This is a genomic window from Streptomyces sp. NPDC042364, assembly GCF_056437585.1.
On sequence record NZ_JBWKAJ010000002.1, the window covers coordinates 573,565 to 592,574 of the forward strand.

General features: G+C 72.1%; 17 protein-coding genes. 12 read left to right on the plus strand and 5 right to left on the minus strand.

Annotation, left to right across the window (positions count from 1 at the left end):
• Positions 1-296: 296 nt before the first annotated feature.
• The 5 genes from AC067N_RS05795 to AC067N_RS05815 all read left to right on the plus strand — a co-directional run bounded on the left by AC067N_RS05795 (position 297) and on the right by AC067N_RS05815 (position 5,708).
• The gene (locus tag AC067N_RS05795) at positions 297-1,823 is read left to right on the plus strand and encodes a DUF1996 domain-containing protein (protein ID WP_478677614.1); all 1,527 of its coding nucleotides are present in this window, start codon (positions 297-299) and stop codon (positions 1,821-1,823) included.
• Positions 1,824-2,072: 249 nt separating this feature from the next.
• Positions 2,073-3,125, plus strand: coding sequence for an NAD-dependent epimerase/dehydratase family protein (locus AC067N_RS05800; RefSeq protein WP_478677615.1), 1,053 nt, complete (start codon positions 2,073-2,075; stop codon positions 3,123-3,125).
• Between the two features lie 227 nt (positions 3,126-3,352).
• The gene (locus tag AC067N_RS05805; protein WP_478677616.1) at positions 3,353-4,129 is read left to right on the plus strand and encodes a glycosyltransferase family 2 protein; all 777 of its coding nucleotides are present in this window, start codon (positions 3,353-3,355) and stop codon (positions 4,127-4,129) included.
• On the plus strand, positions 4,126-4,773 hold the full coding sequence (locus tag AC067N_RS05810; protein ID WP_478677617.1) for a TIGR04282 family arsenosugar biosynthesis glycosyltransferase: 648 nt from the start codon (positions 4,126-4,128) through the stop codon (positions 4,771-4,773). Before AC067N_RS05805 ends, AC067N_RS05810 begins: the two co-directional genes overlap by 4 nt.
• Positions 4,770-5,708: a methyltransferase domain-containing protein gene (locus tag AC067N_RS05815; protein ID WP_478677618.1), complete on the plus strand. Its 939-nt coding sequence runs from the start codon at positions 4,770-4,772 to the stop codon at positions 5,706-5,708. The genes AC067N_RS05810 and AC067N_RS05815 overlap by 4 nt, the downstream gene beginning before the upstream one ends.
• A 222-nt stretch (positions 5,709-5,930) precedes the next feature.
• Here AC067N_RS05815 and AC067N_RS05820 read toward each other — a convergent pair whose 3' ends face one another.
• Positions 5,931-6,464, minus strand: coding sequence for a TerD family protein (locus AC067N_RS05820; RefSeq protein ID WP_478677619.1), 534 nt, complete (start codon positions 6,462-6,464; stop codon positions 5,931-5,933).
• Positions 6,465-6,797: 333 nt separating this feature from the next.
• Positions 6,798-7,952 carry a substrate-binding domain-containing protein gene (locus AC067N_RS05825; protein WP_478677620.1) on the minus strand — a complete coding sequence of 385 codons (1,155 nt, stop codon included), beginning with the start codon at positions 7,950-7,952 and terminating at the stop codon, positions 6,798-6,800.
• 424 nt (positions 7,953-8,376) lie between these two features.
• On the opposite strand from AC067N_RS05825, the gene AC067N_RS05830 reads away from it, so the two are divergent.
• The 5 genes from AC067N_RS05830 to AC067N_RS05850 all read left to right on the plus strand — a co-directional run bounded on the left by AC067N_RS05830 (position 8,377) and on the right by AC067N_RS05850 (position 14,666).
• On the plus strand, positions 8,377-10,836 hold the full coding sequence (locus tag AC067N_RS05830) for a sensor histidine kinase (RefSeq protein WP_478677621.1): 2,460 nt from the start codon (positions 8,377-8,379) through the stop codon (positions 10,834-10,836).
• Complete coding sequence (locus AC067N_RS05835) at positions 10,833-11,309, plus strand: roadblock/LC7 domain-containing protein (RefSeq protein WP_478677622.1); 477 nt, start codon at positions 10,833-10,835, stop codon at positions 11,307-11,309. Before AC067N_RS05830 ends, AC067N_RS05835 begins: the two co-directional genes overlap by 4 nt.
• 49 nt (positions 11,310-11,358) lie before the next feature.
• Positions 11,359-11,772, plus strand: coding sequence for a DUF742 domain-containing protein (locus AC067N_RS05840; RefSeq protein WP_478677623.1), 414 nt, complete (start codon positions 11,359-11,361; stop codon positions 11,770-11,772).
• A complete protein-coding gene (locus tag AC067N_RS05845; RefSeq protein ID WP_478677624.1) occupies positions 11,720-12,346 on the plus strand; it encodes a GTP-binding protein in 627 nt (208 codons plus the stop codon). The genes AC067N_RS05840 and AC067N_RS05845 overlap by 53 nt, the downstream gene beginning before the upstream one ends.
• A gap of 253 nt (positions 12,347-12,599) precedes the next feature.
• Positions 12,600-14,666 (plus strand): phosphocholine-specific phospholipase C, encoded by a 2,067-nt coding sequence (locus AC067N_RS05850; protein WP_478677625.1) that lies wholly within the window; start codon positions 12,600-12,602, stop codon positions 14,664-14,666.
• Between the two features lie 187 nt (positions 14,667-14,853).
• Here the strand turns inward: AC067N_RS05850 and AC067N_RS05855 are convergent, their stop codons facing one another.
• Together AC067N_RS05855 and AC067N_RS05860 are read right to left on the minus strand one after the other, a co-directional pair.
• Complete coding sequence (locus AC067N_RS05855) at positions 14,854-15,786, minus strand: DMT family protein (protein WP_478677626.1); 933 nt, start codon at positions 15,784-15,786, stop codon at positions 14,854-14,856.
• Complete coding sequence (locus tag AC067N_RS05860) at positions 15,783-16,580, minus strand: phosphatase PAP2 family protein (RefSeq protein ID WP_478677627.1); 798 nt, start codon at positions 16,578-16,580, stop codon at positions 15,783-15,785. Before AC067N_RS05860 ends, AC067N_RS05855 begins: the two co-directional genes overlap by 4 nt.
• Positions 16,581-16,857: 277 nt before the next feature.
• Between AC067N_RS05860 and AC067N_RS05865 the strand changes: the two genes are divergently transcribed.
• A complete protein-coding gene (locus AC067N_RS05865) occupies positions 16,858-17,472 on the plus strand; it encodes a TetR/AcrR family transcriptional regulator (RefSeq protein ID WP_478677628.1) in 615 nt (204 codons plus the stop codon).
• A gap of 131 nt (positions 17,473-17,603) precedes the next feature.
• On the opposite strand, the gene AC067N_RS05870 is transcribed toward AC067N_RS05865, so the two are convergent.
• Positions 17,604-18,641: a DUF2510 domain-containing protein gene (locus AC067N_RS05870; protein ID WP_478677629.1), complete on the minus strand. Its 1,038-nt coding sequence runs from the start codon at positions 18,639-18,641 to the stop codon at positions 17,604-17,606.
• A gap of 115 nt (positions 18,642-18,756) precedes the next feature.
• Here AC067N_RS05870 and AC067N_RS05875 point away from each other — a divergent pair, with 115 nt between their 5' ends.
• The gene (locus AC067N_RS05875; protein ID WP_478677630.1) at positions 18,757-18,966 is read left to right on the plus strand and encodes a hypothetical protein; all 210 of its coding nucleotides are present in this window, start codon (positions 18,757-18,759) and stop codon (positions 18,964-18,966) included.
• The last annotated feature ends 44 nt before the right edge of the window (positions 18,967-19,010 follow it).

The following is a 19,010-nucleotide window of genomic DNA, read 5'->3' on the forward strand; positions in this document are numbered from 1 at the left end:
AGACGCGGACGTCAGTGTTTCGTCATGGTTCACGGACGCGGTGCCGTGCCGCCCACAGCGCGGCGGGTTTCTCGAATCCTTACGAGACCCTGACGAGGTATCCGATCTTGCTCAACGTGCCCGTCTCACCCGTAACTCTGGTCACGACGTCGCAGCTGAGCGACGGCGAGAGGAATTCGAGGAGCCGAAGGTGATCACGCGGTACGCGTCACTGCGGCTTCCCCAACGGCTCCGACTCCGGAGCGGCACCACAGCGGCATCCGAAGCCATCTGACCAGAGTTCTCCAAGGAGTCCCATGCGACGCAACACGCGCAAGCGATCGAAGACGACCCGCCGGACCGTCGCCGCACTGGCCGCGGCGATGCTGGGAGCAGGGGGGCTGCTGGTGGCCAACGTGTATGCCTCGGCCGGTGAGAGCGGAGCCGGGAACACGACCAGGAGTTCCCCCCAGGACCGGATCGATCAGGCCATGGCGGCCGGGGCCGCCACCATCGACTGCCCCGACGTCGGCTCCCGACTGCGGCAGGTGCCCGATCAGGCCCGGGCCGAGGTCGACAGGGAGCTCGCGCTGCTGGACCAGCAGGTCGCGGAGGCATACCAGCGGTTGCAGAGCTCGGTCCGTGCCATACAGCAGGACAGCGCCTTCGCCGACAACGCGGTCATGGGTCCGCTGAAGGGCAAGCGCACCGCGGCCATCGACCGCATCGAGATCGCCATCGGTCGTGTGGCCGACCGGCCGCAGGGGCTTCAGTCCCTCGCCGCCTGCACGCTCCGCGCCTCCGGCAACCAGGCGGGCGAGGGCCAGGGCGGCGAAGAGCAGGAAGGCCAGGGACAGAACCAGGGGAACGGCAACCAGGACCAGGGGAACGGGCAGGGAAAGCCCGCCGGTAACGGCGGACAGGCCGGTAACGGTCCGGTCGCCGCGGACTTCGTGGACATCACCACCGTCCAGCCCAACGTCCCCAGCCCTCAGCGGCAACAGAACGCCTCGCTCGGCAAGTTCACCACCGACTGCGGAGTGAACGAGAACAAGCTGTACAACACCGACAACATCATCGTCGCCCCCGGCGTGGCCAACGGGGCGCACCACACGCACGACTACGTCGGGAACCAGGCGAACGACGCCTTCGCCGACGACGCGGACTTCGCCGCCGGCGAGACCACCTGCCGGAACCAGGGGGACAAGTCGTCGTACTACTGGCCGGTCCTCCGCTTGCAGGACGGCACCCAGGAGTTCGACGCCGACCGGCCGGGCGGTGGCGCCGAGGGCAACGTGGGCAGGATCCTCACCGCGTCGCAGGTGACCCTGGACTTCGTGGGCAACCCGAGCGGCAAGGTCGTGACGATGCCGAAGTTCCTGCGCATCATCACCGGCGACGCGAAGGCGTTCACCAACGGAACCGCCAATGCGAACGCCGCGTGGAGCTGCACCGGCTTCGAGGACCGGCAGCTGACGGACAAGTACCCGATCTGCCCCCAGGGCAGCAGCGTCGTCCGTACGTCGAAGTTCCAGAGCTGCTGGGACGGCCGGAACATCGACAGTGCCAACCATCGTGATCACGTCGCGTTCGCCGACCCGCGGACCGGTGCCTGCCCGAGCGGCTTCCGAGCCATTCCGCAGCTGGTCCAGCGCCTGGTGTACGACGTGGACGCGCCGAGCCTGAACGACGGAGGCCGGTCGCGCCCCTTCTTCTCCGTGGACGGCTTCCCGGAGCAGTTGCACAAGCCGGTCACCGACCACGGCGACTTCGTCAACGTCTTCGACGAGAAGTTGATGAACCGGATGGTCGAGTGCATCAACACCGGCCGGAAGTGCCAGTGACCCCGACGAGTTGAGCCACCGCCCGGCCCTGTCCGCGGCTGACGAGAGTTTCCCCTTCCTGGCGCTCGGCCCGGTCGTCCCGTTGTGGGACAGACCGGGCCGGGGCGCCCTGCTGACGGTGGCGACGTACCGGCCGGCGAAGGACCCGGCACGGACCGAAAGCCCTGCGAACCACTGAAAGGCTTACGAACCGCTGACATCCCCGAGCCGCTCGGCCCGCGGGCGGATGGGCGGCCCTACGGTCGGAGCATGTTGATCCTGGTCACCGGAGGTGCGGGTTTCATCGGCTCGCACGTCGTCACCGCCCTCGTCGGCGCCGGGCACGCGGTGCGCGTCCTCGACGCACTGCTGCCCTCCGCCCACCGCACCGCGCCGCGGATTCCTCCCGGGGTGGACTGGCGGCACGCGGACGTCCGTGACAGGGCGGCCGTCACCGACGCCTTGCGGGGCGTGGACGCCGTCTGCCACCAGGCCGCGATGGTCGGCCTCGGCAAGGACTTCGCCGACGCGCCCGACTACGTAGGCTGCAACGATCTCGGTACCGCGGTGCTGCTGGCCGGCATGGCGGAGGCCGGGGTGAGGCGTCTGGTGCTGGCGAGTTCGATGGTGGTGTACGGCGAGGGACGCTACACATGCTCCCGGCACGGTGTGGTCCGGCCGGGGCCGCGCCTGGTGGCGGACCTGGAGGCGGGGCGCTTCGAACCACCGTGTCCGCACTGCGGTGAGCCGCTCACCGGCGGGCTGGTGGACGAGGAGGCGCCCGCGGACCCGCGCAACGTGTACGCCGCCACGAAGCTCGCCCAGGAGCACCTGGCCGCCGCGTGGGCGCGGGCGACGGGCGGCAGGGTGTCCGCCCTGCGCTACCACAACGTCTACGGCCCCGGCATGCCGCGCGACACCCCGTACGCCGGGGTCGCGTCCCTGTTCCGGTCCGCGCTGGCGCGCGGGGAGGTCCCGCGCGTGTTCGAGGACGGCGGGCAGCGGCGGGACTTCGTGCACGTCCGGGACGTGGCCGGGGCCAACCTCGCCGCGCTCGACGGTGTGCGGGGCCTCCCGGAGGGCGGCCTGCGGGCGTACAACGTCGGCAGCGGGGAGCCGCACACCGTGGGGGAGATGGCCACCGCGCTGGCCGCGTCGTACGGCGACCGGGTACCGGTCGTCACCGGGGAGTTCCGGCTCGGCGACGTCCGCCACATCACGGCCTCCTCACGACGTCTCCGCGAGGAACTGGGGTGGAAGCCGCAGATCGCCTTCGCGGAAGGGATGGCGGAGTTCGCGGCGGCACCCCTACGAGCCGGATGAGCCCGGCCGGGCGCCGAGTCGCCCAAGGGGAGTGACCAAGGGACCGGCCGGGCTTCCGCCGGCCGGTCCGCTCCTTCCGGACGATCACGGATCGTTCTTCCCCGACCTCAGACCGCCGCGGGCAGATGGACCTCGAACCGGCAGCCGCCCGGCACATCGGACACAGCCGCGTGCCCCTGGCGGGCAGAGCGATCCGTAAGGGCCGGCGATGTCAGCGATCCGTAAGGATGTCACATCCCTTATGCCCGTTCTGCGTTCGTAGGCTCAGTGGGGTGATCGAGACAACCCCTCCCTCCGTGGACGTCGTGCTGCCCTGCCTCGACGAGGCCGAAGCCCTGCCCTGGGTGCTGCACCGCATCCCGCCCGGCTGGCGCGCGATCGTCGTCGACAACGGCTCCACCGACGGATCCCCCGACATCGCCCGCGACCTCGGGGCACATGTGATCCACGAGCCGCGCCGAGGCTTCGGCGCCGCCTGCCACGCGGGACTGACCGCAGCCACCGCCGACGTCGTCTGCTTCTGCGACTGCGACGCCTCCCTCGACCCCCGCCTGCTGCCGGCTGTCGCCGGCCCCGTCCTCAACGGCTCCATCGACCTGACCCTGGGGCGACGCCGGCCCACCGTTCCCGGGGCCTGGCCCCTGCACGCCCGGCTCGCCAATCTCGAACTGGCACGGCTGATCCGCCGTCGTACCGGCCTGCGCCTGCGCGACCTGGGCCCGATGCGCGCGGCTCGCCGCGAAGCGCTGCTGGGCCTGGGCCTGAGCGATCGCCGCTCCGGCTACCCGCTGCAGATGGTGGTCCGGGCCGCCGACGCCGGCTGGCGCATTCAGGAGACGGACGTGCCGTACCACCCGCGTACGGGCCGCTCGAAGGTCACCGGAACCTGGCGGGGCACCTGGCAGGCGGTCCGTGACATGCGTGCCGTTCTCGCCGAGCGGCCGGCCGGGCCCGGTCACACCTCCACCGGCCCGGACACGCCGGTTGCAGGAGGCGCGCGATGAACACCGTCACGGCGGCGGCCACACTGCTGATCATCGCCAAGGAACCGGTCCCCGGCCGCGTCAAGACCAGGCTCACGCCGCCCTACACGCCGTACGAGGCGGCAGCCCTGGCGGAGGCCGCCCTCACCGACACCCTCCACACCCTGCTCCGGGTCCCGGCCCGGCGCCGGGTGCTCGTCCTCGACGGAACGCCCGGCCCATGGCTGCCGCCGGGCTTCGACGTCGTCCCGCAGGTGCCGGGAGGGCTGGACGAGCGGATCGCGGGCGCCTTCGCCCTCTGCGACGACGGGCCCGCCCTGCTGGTCGGCATGGACACCCCGCAGCTCCCCGCCGACCTGCTGGCCGATGCCGGCGGGGACGGCCACGACGCCTGGTTCGGCCCGGCCGCCGACGGCGGCTTCTGGGCTCTCGGCCTCGCCGACCCCTCCCGCGCCGGGGCTCTCGTCCGGGGCGTACCCATGTCCACCGACCGCACCGGCGCGATCCAGCGACGCAGACTAGTTGAGGCCGGGCTGACGGTCCGCGACCTCCCACTGCTGCGGGACGTCGACACCGCGTCCGACGCCGCCTCGGTCGCCGGCCTGTGTCCACCCGGCTCGCACTTCGCCACCGTCCTGCACTCGCTCGCGGAGGTGACCCGGTGAGCGGCGTAGCGGTCGGTACGGAATCCGTCGTCGAGCCGGCCGAACGAAGCGACACGGCGTCCCCGCCGCAGACCGGCCTTGAGCCGCCCGAGCGGCTCACCGTGCCCGAGCCTTCCGCCGACCGCTTCGTGACGTCCGTGGCGCCGGGCGAGCCCTGGACGGCCGACCCTTACGCCCAGGCCCTGCGCACCGGCCGGGGCCCGCTGTACCTGCGCCGCCTGGGGCCCCTCACCCCGGGGGAGGCCGAGCTGATTCCCCTGGAGGTGGAGCGCTGGTGCGCCGCCCCCGACGCCGCCGACACCAATGTGCTGGGCCGTTGCACCGGCCCCGTCCTGGACGTCGGCTGCGGTCCAGGGCGCCTGGTAGCGGCCTTGACCTCACGTGGCGTCACCGCCCTTGGCGTGGACGTCAGCCCGGCCGCCGTCGCCCGGACCCGGCGCCACGGCGGAGCCGCCCTACGGCGCTCCGTCTTCGACCGCCTGCCGGGAGAGGGCCGCTGGGGCACCGTCCTGCTGATGGACGGCAACATCGGTATCGGGGGCGACCCGGCAGCCCTGCTCACCCGCCTGCGCGACCTCCTGCGCCCCGGTGGCCGCCTCCTGGCCGAGACGGCCGACGACGACGTGGACCAGCGTCTCACCGTCCGCGTGGAGGACGCCCACGGCCGCCACGGCCGCCCCTTCCCCTGGGCACGCGTCGGCACGACCGCCCTGCTGCGCGCGGCCGACTCCACCGGCTGGATCCTCACCGGCCGATGGAGCGTCGACAGCCGCTCCCTCGTGGAGCTCCACCGCGCCACGGCGGAGCGCCAGGAGCCGGACGCGGCCCGGGACGGGGACTTCACGGCCCCCGACCCCACCCCCATAGCCGCCGAGAAGCCGCAGGTCACCGTCACGGCTGGGCTCCATGGACATCGGGGCGGTGACATGTCGTGAGCTCGCTCGCGAGGCATGGACCACCCAGCAGATCTCGGGCAACCGGTGTACGAGATCAACCCCTGCGGGCTCAGTGGGGGTGGCCGTGCGCGGTCGCGGCAGTCTGACGGAACGTCAGGCAGCAGGACCCATGGATCGATGCCGTGCTCGTGTGAACGGCGGATTTCCGGCGGACGGCCACGCCACGGGAGAAGGCGGCCTGCGCGGCCATCGGCTCCATGATCAGGGTCGTCGGGCGCCGCCCATCTCGGCGGTGAAGCCCTCGGGGTCGCTGTGGAACCCGCGGACCATGTGGTGGAACTCCCACGCTCCGGAGGAATGCCGGGTGAACTCCCCGATCGTTGCCGCGGTGGCTTCGGGGACCTGCGCGAAGTCGTCCTTGAGAAGCTCCTGGTACCCCTCGACGACCAGCACTCCGGCGTTCGATAGGGCACCGAAGGTCTTGGGGCCGGTGTTCTGGTGGATGGCCACGCCCACGACGACCCGTGCGAAGGAGGGAGCGAGGCGATCGAGTTCCAGGGTCATCACTTCCACGTAGCCGAAGCCCTGGCCGGTCTGGCTGTGCCGGCCCATGTTGATGGTGCCGTCCGGTGAGCGGCTGTCGAAGTGCACGACGTACACCGGCGGCCCGTACGGCGCGTTCGCCGAGTAGGTCGTGGCGATGATGTCGAGATGGTGAGGTGGCTGATTCCAGGGACTCGGGTCCCACTTGAGCCGTACCTCGGCCTTCCCCACGCCCTGGCTGTCGCCGCTCACCGGATCGCTGCCTCTCCCCTGTCAACCCCCGTGGCGGGGTGGTCCCCGCATGGGGAAGTATGGCTCTCGGCCATCGTGTCGAATCCTTGTGCCGAAAACAGGCCGCCGACGATCATCACCTGCCCGTGCCCGTGCCCGTGCCCCTGCCCGTGCCCGGGCAAAGGGTTCCGCGCCCTGCCGGTCCGCGCGCAAGGCCGACCAGGCGGCCGCCCTGGGAGCCGGCGATGTGCACGTGCTGGAGCTTGTCGCCCGCGTGACGCATCATCGCCGCGATGTCCGCCGCGCCGTCCCGCGGATCGCAGGCGGAGCGGTCACCGACCGTCGGCCGAACGGTCACTTGTCCCAGATCTTGCGGTACGCCTCCCGGTATCCCACCCCGTCCCAGGACAGAGCGCCGCCGCTGTTGGCGGCGGTGCTGATGTGAACGGGTGCCACGTACCGGCTGGCCGGCTCCCCGGCGAAGGCCCGGTTGAACTCGTCGATGATCTGCCAGCCCTGCTCGGACAGCGGTTCGGGCACGGTGGCGGCCTGGAACCGTCTGCCGTTGATGCGCTCGAAGGCCGACGGATCGCCGTCGCCCGCACCGATGTTGTAGGGGGCGCCGGCGCCGTCCCTGCCCTTGGCGCGCAGGGCCGCGGCCGCGTGGTCGAAGTAGAGGTCGTTGATGGCGACGGAGTGGGTCCACTCGTCGCCGTGGCGGTCGAGGAGCGACGAGACCACCTTGAGGGTACGGCTGTTGGCCTGAGGGATGGGGATGTCCTCGTAGCTCAGCAGCCTGATGTCGGAACAGGTGGAGAGTTCCTTCCTGATCAGGTCGGACTTGCGCTTCGCGAACGGTATGGACGCGTCCGTGAACAGGACGACACCGGCGCGGCCCCGGGAGCGGGCGATGATCCAGTCGGCGCTGATCCTCGCGACGTCCTCCACCTCGGTGGTGACATTGGTGAAGAGTTCGGGGCTTCTGCTGGGCCCCGGAGCGGTGACCGCGTGCCAGCCGACCAGGGGGATGCCCGCGGCGTTGGCCCGGTCGACCTGGCGGGGCGTGGACTTCGGGTCGAACCCTCCGATGACGATGCCGGACGGCCTGAGCGCGAGGGCCTCGTCGAAGGCGTCGCGCAGACCCTCCGGCGTGCCCTGCCCGTTGATGGTGCGTACGTCCCAGCCGATGACCTCGGCGGCCTCCTGGACACCCCTGGCGACACCGGCGACGCCCGGGTTGGTCAGGGTCTGGGCGATGTAGACGATGGTCTTGTCCGCGGCGGCCGCGGGACCCGTGGTGGGGCCGGACCAGGGGGCGTCGACGTCCTCGGCCTTCTTGACGACGCGCTTGGCGGCGGCGAGGACCGAAGGGCAGCCGGGCTCCGCGGGCGCCGGGGAGTGGGTGCCGGACGCGGCGCTGCCCGAACCCTGCTCGCAGCCGGTCGACAGGGTGGCGGTCACTGCCAGAAGCACGGCTGCCGTCACGGCCGTCCTGCGGGTGTGGTGCACGGGATCTCCTCACGGAACACGACACGAACGGGACCTGCATGGGGGGAGGAGGGGGACGGTCGTGAGGGCGACGACGGTCCCGGCGCACGGCCTGACGTCAGGTGACCCGAACGCGACACCCTGGGCGTGCTGGGGTGGGAATGTAGCAGGCACCCGGTGCGGCTGCAGGCCACCCACGGTGCAGAGGTGATCTACGCGCGGTGACCTGGAAATGATCCGATTTCGTGATCAACGGTTATAGAACGACCCCTTGTCAACGCCCGCACAGACGGTACTCTCTCACAGCCAGTTCCGGACATGTGACCGAATGTGTCTGCTCTGGCGGGAGTGGACTCCGTCTGCGCGCGTCCGCTCCCCGGTGCCGGCGCGGTCCGGAGACAACGGCACCCGGTCACCGCTCAGAAGCCCGTCGAAGGAGGCCCGGGTGCCCGCGAACACCGTGGACCCATCGCCCGCACTCGCCACGCCCGAACCCGTGGGCGGCGCGCCCCGGTTGCGGCGGCACGCCGTGTCCCTCCTCGACCGCTGGCCGTTCCGGCGCAAGCTGAACATCCTGGTGATCGCACCGGTCGCGGTCGTCGGCGCACTGCTCGGCGTCGGCATCGGCGGCCAGGTGGAGCAGGCCCGGGAGGCCGACCGGACCGAGGCCCTGGTGCGGGACAGCGAGCAGGTCACGCGGCTGATCAACGACGTGCAGGCCGAGCACAGGCTGGCGCTCGTGCTGTCCGTCCGGTACGACTCGGCCCGCCCCGGGGCCGAGCCCCCCTCGACCGCCGAGTACCGCAAGGCACAGCGCGACACCGACGCGCAGATCGCGGCCGTGCGCTCCGCGTTCGGGTCGAGCCTGCCGAAGGAGGAGGCGCAGGGCCTGGACTACCTCCGCGACCTCGCCGTACTCCGGGACAAACTGGCACGCGGATACGTTCCCGCAGCGGACATCGACCCCGCCTACGCCGCGGCGGTCGACTACCTGCTCGACGGGATCGGGCTGGATGACCTCTCCGGCAGTTCCTCCTCCTCGGTCATCACCATGCTCGACACGGTGCTGCGCGCCGACGCCGCGCACGCGGCCTTCGAGAGCGCCGTGTTCTCCGCCCAGAGCCGCGATGCCAACGCGCTCACCGAGTACAGCCGCGCGGTCGGCGCCCACGAGCTCTACCGGCACCACGCGGCCCGTTTCGAACGCATCGCCACCCCGGCGCAGGTACTGCTCCTCGACGGCATCGAACGCGCCGCGGAACAGAACGGCATCGAGTCGCAGTTCGCGGAGCTCCAGATCGATCCGGCGGCGTTGCAGGGCCGTACTCCGGCGCAGCTGCGCGAGGGGATCACCACCGCGGGCAAGCAGGCGGAGACCCGCCTGGAGACCACCGGGGCACTGATCGAGCAGATCGCCGCGCGGGCCGACGCCGCGTCCGCGAGCGCCCTGCGCAAGGCGCTGCTCATGATCGGCCTGGCCGTGCTGGGCTTCGCCGTCTGGCTGCTCTTCTCCGTCCTGGTCCGGCGCTCGGTCCTGCGCCCGGTGCGGGCCCTGACCGACGCGGCCCAGCAGGTCGTCGACGTCGCGGGAGAGGAACTCGCACGGGTCGCGGACGACGACGCCGCCGACGGCACTCCGCTGCGGACCCGGCCCATACCGGTCCCGGTCCGCGACGAGATCGGTGAGCTGGCCGAGGCGTTCAACCAGGTCCAGGTCACCGCCGCCCAACTGCTGGAGCGCCAGGTGCAGAGCCGTCGCAACGTCGCCGAGATGTTCGGCAACGTGGGGCGCCGCGTCAGCAACCTGACCTCTCGTCAGCTCCTGCTGATCGACGCGGTGGAGCGCGAGGAGACCGACCCGAACCTCCTGGAGCAGCTCTACCGCATCGACCACATCGCCGTACGCCTCCAGCGCAACGCGGACAGCCTGATGCTGCTGGCCGGCCTCCGGGAGACCGCCGTCAAGGCCCGTCCGGCCGGCCTCGCCAACGTCATCCGGGCCGCGCTCGGCCAGATCGAGGGGTACCAGCGGGTGTCCCTGCGATCGGAGACGGAGGTCACCATCGCGCCCGACCTCCATGACGACCTGACGTTGATGCTCGCCGAACTGCTGGAGAACGCGGTCGCGTTCTCCCCGGCCGACGCCGCGGTGGAGGTGACCGTCCGGCCCGGCACCGATGTCACCGCGGACGGCGGAGCGCTGATCGAGGTCATCGACCACGGCATGGGCATGAGCGCGGAACGGCTCAGCGAGGAGAACGCCCGCCTGGTCCGCCGGGAACGCCTCGACCTGGTGCCGACGAAGGTGCTCGGCCTCTTCGTGGTCGGAGCCCTCGCCCGGCGCTGGGGCATCCGGGCGGCCCTCAGCCGCACCCCGGGCGGCGGCGTCACCAGTACCGTCTGGATCCCCTCCACGCTCCTGCTCGCGATGAGCCCCGTGTCCCCGACGCCCGCCTCCGAACCGGCCTTCGCTCCGGCCCGGGAACGCTCGGCGACCGGCGCCCCGGGCAGGCGGGGACCGGAGCCGGGCGCTCTCCCGTCGAAGTCCGCCACCGCCGTCCCCCTCCTGCAACGCCGCCCGGTGATCCCGTCGCCGGACGGCCGGCTGCCCCGGCGTACCGGAACGGGCCGCGGCCGCGGCTCCGGCGAACCGTCGCAGGAGTCCCCCAGCCCGCTGCGGCGGCGGGTCCGGGGCGCCACGCTCGCCATGACCACACCGCCGCCCGACCGGGCCCTCCCGACGGTGCTGCGCCCCGTCGACGCCGAGGCCGTCCGTTCGGAACTCGACGAGTTCGAGGACGCCGTGCGCAGGGCGGAACGGGACAGCGGCACCGCTCCGCCCCGCCCCGCGGAGGAACGATCATCCACGCCAGAACAGCAATCCCAGAAGGAGTCGGGCCAGTGACCACGTCGACAGGTGACAGCCGTTCCGAGCAGAAGGAACCAACGGACCTGCGAGCCGCCGCGGCCGACTTCACCTGGCTGCTCGACCGGTTCGCCGCGGAGACCGCCGGGGTCGTCGACGCCATCGCGGTGTCGTCCGACGGGCTGCTGATCGCGGCCTCGCAACTGCGTGACCAGGCCGACTCCGAGCGGCTCGCGGCGATCGTCTCCGGCCTCACGAGCCTCGCCGCCGGTGCCTCCGGGAACTACGGCCTGGGCGCCCTCAACAAGGTCATCATCGACCTGGAGGGCGGCCATGTGCTCGTGTCGGCGATGGGCAGCGGCGCCGTCCTCGGAGTGGTCACGTCGAAGGAGGCGAAGCTCGGGACCATCGCCTACGAGATGGCTCTCTTCGCCAACCGGGCCGGGGGCGCGCTCACCCCTCAACTGGTGCTCGAACTGAAGAACAACGTCGGCGCCACGTCGGCCGGCTGAGCCCCGAGGAGGGATGGTGATGGCCGTCAGCGGACCACAACCTCACGAGATGTCAGAGGACGGGGACGGCTCGCCCGAGCCCGTGGGCCGCGCCCCCGCGATCCGGCCGTTCCTGCTGACCGCCGGCCGGGTCTCGGGCGGCGGCACCGGGACCGTGCTGCCGCTGGAGAGCCAGGTCGTGGCCACCTCGGACGGGCTGTCCGTCCTCCGCTCCCTCACGTTCGAGCACCGTGACATCGTCGTCTGCTGCCAACAGCCGCAGTCGGTGGCGGAACTGGCCGCCCGCCTGCGGCTGCACCTCAACGTCGTCCGGGTACTGGCCGAGGACCTGTGCGCCGCCGGCCATCTGGCGGTCTACGTACCGAACACCAGGACCACCCAGGACATCTCTGTACTGCGAAGGGTCATCGATGGTCTCCGTGCCGTACCCGACTCACGGGGCACACTCCGCAACAGCGGTTGAACAGCCGCCGCTGCCGGTCAAGCTCGTCGTCGCCGGCGGTTTCGGCGTGGGCAAGACCACCGCCGTGGGCGCGATCTCCGAGATCAGGCCGCTCACCACCGAGGCGGCGATCACCGAGGTCGCGGCCGGGGTGGACGACCTCACACACACCCCGGGCAAGACCACCACCACCGTCGCCATGGACTTCGGCTGCATCACCATCGACCCGACGCTGAAGCTGTACCTCTTCGGCACGCCGGGACAGGAACGGTTCGGCTTCATGTGGGACGACCTGGTCGAGGGAGCACTCGGCGGCCTCGTCATCGTGGACACCCGCCGGCTGGACGACTGCCACGCGGCCGTGGACTACTTCGAGCACAAGGACATCCCGTTCGCGGTGGCCGTCAACGCGTTCGACGGGAAGGTCGAGCACGAGCTGGAAGAGGTGCGGTGGGCGCTGGACCTGACCGAGCACGTCCCGCTGTTCGTGTTCGACGCGCGGGAGACGGGATCGGTCAGGGACGCGCTCCTGGTGGTCCTGCACATCGCCCTGGCCCGCGCCGAGAACGCGGCCGCGGGGGCTGACGGTTCGTGACGTGCCCCGCGCGTCACGGGCCGTCGCCCTGCGGTCCTGCGGTCCTGCGCCCCGTCGGCCTCGCGGCCCTTGGTGCCCGCGTGACCTTCCCGCCCGGCGCTGTTCGCGTCCCGGACCCCGGTCGGCCACACCTGTGCCATGCCCCCTTCCCCGGCGTTCGTTCCTCTTGGACCATTCCCCGGGGGCTCTCGTAGCACCCCCGGCGCGCAGGTCACATCCGACGCACCACGTCAGGACAAGAGGTCACCCACCCATGCCTGAAGTCAACCGGCGGCGATTCCTCCAGGTGGCGGGCGCCACCACGGCGTTCACCGCTCTGTCGGCCAGCATCCGACGGGCCGCGGCACTCCCCGCGCACCACGACTCCGGCACCATCGAGGACGTCGAGCACATCGTCGTCCTCATGCAGGAGAACCGGTCGTTCGACCACTACTTCGGCTCACTGAGAGGCGTACGCGGCTTCGGTGACCCGCACCCGGTCACGCTGGACAGCGGGAGGACGGTGTGGCACCAGTCGGACGGCACCCGGGACATCCTGCCGTTCCACCCCGAGGCCGACGACCTCGGCATGCAGTTCCTGGAGGGCCTGCCGCACGGCTGGTCCGACGGGCACGCCGCCTACAACGGCGGCAAGTACGACAAGTGGGTGCCCGCCAAGGGCACCACGACGATGGCGTACCTGACCCGCGAGGACATCCCGTTCCACTACGCCCTCGCCGACACCTTCACCGTCTGCGACGCCTACCACTGCTCGTTCATCGGCTCCACCGACCCGAACCGCTACTACATGTGGTCCGGCCACACGGGCAACGACGGCACCGGCGGCGGCCCCGTCCTCGGCAACGACGAACTCGGCTACGGCTGGACGACCTACCCCGAGCGCCTCGAAGCCGCCGGGATCTCCTGGAAGATCTACCAGGACATCGGCGACGGTCTGGACGCGGCCGGCTCCTGGGGCTGGATAGCCGACGCCTATCGCGGCAACTACGGCGACAACTCCCTGCTCTACTTCAACCGGTACCGCAACGCCAAGCCCGGTGACCCCTGGTACGACAAGGCCCGCACGGGTACGAACGTCAAGGCCGGCGACGGCTACTTCGATCAGCTGAAGGCGGACGTCGAGGCGGGCCGGTTGCCGCAGATCTCCTGGATCGCGGCGCCCGAGGCGTTCTCCGAGCACTCCAACTGGCCCTCGAACTACGGTGCCTGGTACATCGCGCAGGTCCTGGACGCGCTCACCGCCGACCCGGACGTGTGGGCGCGGACGGCGCTGTTCATCACCTACGACGAGAACGACGGGTTCTTCGACCACGTCGTGCCGCCGCTGCCGCCGCGCTCGGCCGCGCAGGGCAGGTCGACCGTCGACGTCGGCCCCGACCTCTTCGCCGGGAGCGCCACACATGCGGCCGGGCCGTACGGGCTCGGCCCGCGGGTGCCGATGCTGGTGGTGTCACCCTGGAGCAGGGGCGGGTTCGTGTGCTCCGAGACGTTCGACCACACGTCGATCCTGCGTTTCATGGAGCGCCGGTTCGGGGTGCGGGAGCCGAACATCTCGCCGTGGCGGCGAGCCGTCTGCGGTGACCTGACCTCCGCGTTCGACTTCTCCCGCAAGGACGGCCGGCCGGCCGCGCTGCCCGACACGGACGGGTACGAGCCACCGGACCGCGAACGGCACCCCGACTACCGGCCGACCGTCCCGGCCACCTCCGGCGTCCCGCGCCAGGAACGGGGGCTGCGTCCCGCCCGGCCGCTCAAGTACGCGCCCAGGGTGGACGGTTCGGCCGATCCGGCAGCCGGGACCTTCACCCTCACGTTCGCCTCCGGGGCGAAGGCCGGCGCCGCGTTCCTCGTCACCTCAGGCAACCGTACGGACGGACCGTGGACGTACACCACCGAGGCGGGCAGGACGCTCTCGGACACCTGGAACTCGGCGCACTCGGGCGGCTCGTACGATCTGACGGTCCACGGCCCCAACGGCTTCCTGCGCGTCTTCAAGGGGCCGGGCAAGGAGGCGACCGGCCTGGAGGTCACCGCGCGGCACGTCGGCGGCGACGTGGAGCTGACCTTCGCCAACAAGGGTTCCGCCGCGGTGCTGCTGAAGATCCGCAGCGGCTACGGCGCCGGCCAGGGGCGTACGGTCAGGGTCCGGGCCGGCGCCACCGTCCGGCGCATCGTGGACCTCCGGGCGAGCCACCGCTGGTACGACCTCACGGTCACCGCCGAGGCGGCACCCGGCTTCCTGCGGCGGTTCGCGGGCCATGTGGAGAACGGCCGCGTCGGCGTCAGCGACCCGGCACTGGGTCGACGGCCCGGGGCGTGACCCCTCCGGGAGGGCGCCGCTGAGCCCGGGGGAACCGCGGTCGAGCGTCCGCGCGCACGTCGTGGCCGTTCGCGCGGTTCCCCGCCTCCTCGAGGTGCGGAGCCCCGCCGTCCTGCGATGGCGGCGCCGCGGGTGTGGTCGAGCGGCGTGGCGACACCCTGTCGGCGCCGGTACGCCGCCCCCGGTCTCAGAGGGAGGTCAGCTTCGGGAGCAGCGGCGGTTCCGTGGGGGCCTGCCGGGGTTCCAGGGCCAGGACCGCGGCCACCGGGTGGGGCCCGTCGGCCGGGTGCGGGTGCGGGGCGGAGCGGGGCGCGCGGGTCAGGAGGACCACGCCCCGGCCCGCCACCACGGCTCCGGCCACGGCGAGGAGGATGCCCGCCGCGCCGCCCCGCAGGCCCTCGCCCAGCAGGGACAGGCCGATCACGGCGGCGGCGACGGGATTCGCCAGGGTCACCACCGCGAGCGGCGCGCCCAGACCGCCCCGGTAGGCCGTCTGGGAGAGGAACAGGCCGCCCACGGCAAAGGCCGCGACCAGCAGGGCCACGACGACGACCTCGACGCTGAGCAGCGGACCCGAGGGATCGGTCGCGGCCACCGTCACCGTCTGGGTCAGGGCCGACGCGACCCCGGACGCCACGCCGGAGGCGGTCGCATGCCGCAGCCCCGGCTCGGCGCCGCGACGGGACAGCAGCCCGATCAGCGCGGCCGTGGCCCCGGCGACGGCGACCGCCTCCGGCACGCTCAGCACGTCGTCCGGCGCGGAGCCGGACGCGGTGACCAGGATCGCCGCGAGCCCCACCAGCGTGAGCGCCGTACCGCGCCACTCCACCGCGCCGACCCCTCGCCCCGCCAGCCGGGCCCCCAGCGGCACCGCCGCCACGAGGGTGAGCGCGCCCAGCGGCTGGACCACGGTCAGCGGACCGTACTTCAGGGCGACCACGTGCAGCAGTGCGGCGCCGCCGTTGAGCGCGACCGAACCCCACCAGGCGCCGCTGGCCAGCATCCGCCGTACTCCGGTGCCGGCGCCGCGGGACGCGAGCCGCTCCTGGGCCACGGCGGCGCCCGCGTAGGCGACGGCCGAGACCAGGGAGAGGGCGACGGCCACGAGCGTGGCGTTCACCGCCCCGCTCCGACCAGGACGGGTCCCTCGACCGGGGCGATCCCCATCGGTCGCGGGCCGGTCGGGGCCACGTGCCGCGGGACCCGGATCACCGCCAGGACGATGCCCAGCAGCACGCCCGCCGCGAGCGCGTCCAGCCAGTAGTGGTTCGCGGTGCCGACGATCACCAGCAGCGTGACCAGCGGGTGCAGCAGCCAGAGCGCGCGCCACCGGGAGCGGGTCGCGGCGATCAGCCCGATCGCGACCATGAGGGCCCAGCCGAAGTGGAGCGAGGGCATCGCCGCGAACTGGTTCGCCAGGGAGTCGGTCGCCGGGCCGGCCGAGTACACCGTCGGCCCGTACACCTGGCCGGTGTCGACGAGACCCGCCGCCTCCAGCATCCGGGGTGGTGCCAGCGGGAACGCGAGATGGAGCAGCAGGGCGGCGGCGGTGAGGGCCGCCAGAACCCGGCGGGCCCACACGTAGTGCGCGGGGCGCCGCAGGTACAGCCAGACCAGGAAGGCCGCGGTGGCCGGGAAGTGGACGGTCGCGTAGTAGACGTTCGCCAGGTGGACCAGCGTGTCGCCGTGGAGCAGCGCGGCCTGCACGGCCGCCTCGCCCGGCAGGCCGAGCGCGCGCTCCCACTCCCGGACGCGGTCGGCGTTGCGGAAGGCCTCGGCGGTGTGCGCGCTCGTCAGCAGCCGTCCCGACTTGTAGAGGAGGAAGAGACCTGCGACGAGCAGGAGCTCACGGACAAGGGGCGGTCGCGGTGTCGCGGCGGCCGGCCCCTCCGAAGGCGCGGCGCGGCATTCCATCCCCCGGCCCTTTCACTGACGGCGCTGGTGGCGCTGGTTCCCTTGGCGGCACAACGATCGACACGGACGCGTACCGACACGGACCTGTTCCGACACGGACCTGTTCCGATACGGACCTGTTCCGATACGACTTGGTTCCGATACGCGAGTGTACCGATACGCCACTGTACCGAAACTGGAGGGTATCGATACGGTGCTGTACCGATACGTTCGCGTTCCGGTACAGTGGCGTATCGACAGGCGCAGGGATGTGACCCGACCGAAGGAGACGAGAGTCATGACGTCGCAGGCCGCGGACGGGCCGGACACGGCCGTCGCCTCGCGCCGCTCCAAGATCACGCCTGAGCGTGAGCAGGAGTTCTTCGACGCCGTGCTCGAACAGATCCGTGAGTGCGGCTATGACTCGGTGACCATGGAGGGCGTCGCCGCGAGCACCCGGTGCAGCAAGTCCACGCTCTACCGGCAGTGGAAGAACAAGCCCCAGTTCGTGGCCGCGGCGCTGCGGGCCCGCCGCAGCGTGCGGTTCGGCGGTATCGACACCGGCTCCCTCCGCGGCGACATGTGCGAAGTGGCCCGGCAGGCGAGCGAGGGGTTCGCCCTGGAGGGCCGGATCTACCAGGCCCTCGGCCAGGCTGTCGTCCAGGACGAGGAGCTGCGGGCGGCATTGCGCGACGCCCTGATCGAGCCCGAGATCGACGCCCTCAGGACGATGATCGACCGTGGTGTCGCCCGGGGCGAGGTCCCCGCCGGACATCCGGCGCTGGAGTTCGTCCCCGCCCAGATCTTCGGTGTCCTGCGGGCCCGCCCGGTGCTGGAGGGCCGGGACGCGGACGAGACGTACATCATCCGATTCATGGAGGCGGCCGTGTTCCCGGTGCTCGGCCTCACCTGAGACTCGGGCCGCCGTTCATGGAATGACCGGACGGCGACCCGACCGCGCCGCACCGTGGGGACGGGGGCGGCGCGCACCCCCCCGGCCGGGTGGGGTTCCTCTTGAGCGGAGAGGAACCCCGCCCGGCCGACTCACACGTCCTGGCCGCTGCCGCCGCCGGTGATCGCCGCCTTCTTGATGCCCTTGGTGATGTCGTCGATCACCGACTGCTCGGGCGCCTCGTCGCTGACGTCGATGCCGAAGCGCACCACGACGAGCCGCGAGGAGTCGGCCGGGGACGGGAACGCGAGCGACTCGACATAACCGTCGTCGCCCTTGCCGGTGGCCACCTTCCAGCGGACCAGATAGCCCTTCTCGCCGGCCACGGTCACCGCCTTGGAGGCCAGCTCCTTGTGCGAGCTGATCTTGCCGTAGCCCTCGCTGCCGTAGGCGTCCTCGGCGTTCTTGGCGATGTCCTCCTTGGCGGCCGCCTCGGCGGTGGTGGCCTTCAGGTTCAGCTCCTCGGCGGGCATCGAGTAGGCGCCGCCGCGCGTACAGGTCTTGGATGGGTCGGCGGGGCACTTGTACGACGCCTCCGTCACGACCTGCGCGCCGACCGGCAACGACGAGGCGATCCACCCCTCGGGCACGGGGATGCTGATGCCGCTGACCGAGTCGGTGGCGTACCCGTCCTCGGTCTGCGGAGGCCGCCCCGACCCGTCCGGCGCCGGCGACTGCCCGCCGGAGCCACCGGAACCCCCCGAGCCGCCGGGCCCGTCCTGGCCGCCGGAGCCGCCCCCCGGCCCGCCGTCGCCGCCCCGGCCGTTCTGCCCTCCGGAGCCCTGTGACGTCGTGCTGCCGTCGCTGCCGCCGTCGTTGCCGACCAAGGCGTACGCGCCGATCCCGATGCACGCCAGAACCGCGACGGCCACGGCGACGGCTATGCCCGTGCGCAGCCCTCGCTTGGGGGCCGGGGGACCGTAGGCCGGGTATCCGGGATACGCCGGTGCGGCGGTGGGCGGATACGGCCCCGCGCCCGGCGGGAAGGCCGGGGGCCCGAACGTTCCGGCCGAGCCCACGGGCCGGACCTGGTCCGTCCACGCCCTGCCGTCCCACCAGCGCTCGGTGGGCGGCGCGTCATTCGTCTGGCCGGGGTCGGGGTACCAGCCGGGAGGAGTCACCTGCGTCATGACGCCACCGTATGAGGCCGGAGTGAAAAGGGGATGAGAGGGGACCGGAATTCGCCGCGCCGAGCGCCGTTCTGAACCCTTGGTGAGCTTTCGTGCGATGGTCTGGTTTGCGCCGATGGCAACGAAGGTGGCCTTGGGGCGGCACCCCCGAGCGACGCCCGCGAGCAGCCGACGCGGCCGGATCTCCTGGACCGTGCCCCGCCCGGCCGGGGCGCCGTTCACCTCGTACGCCGCGCGCCCGCCCGTGCCGTCCCGCGCCACCGCGTCGATCGGCGCACACAACGGCACGGTGTCGAAGACGGTGCCGTCGGACGCGGTGACCTGACGATGCCCCGAGGATCAGCGCCGCGGGTGTCCCCGGCCGCCCAC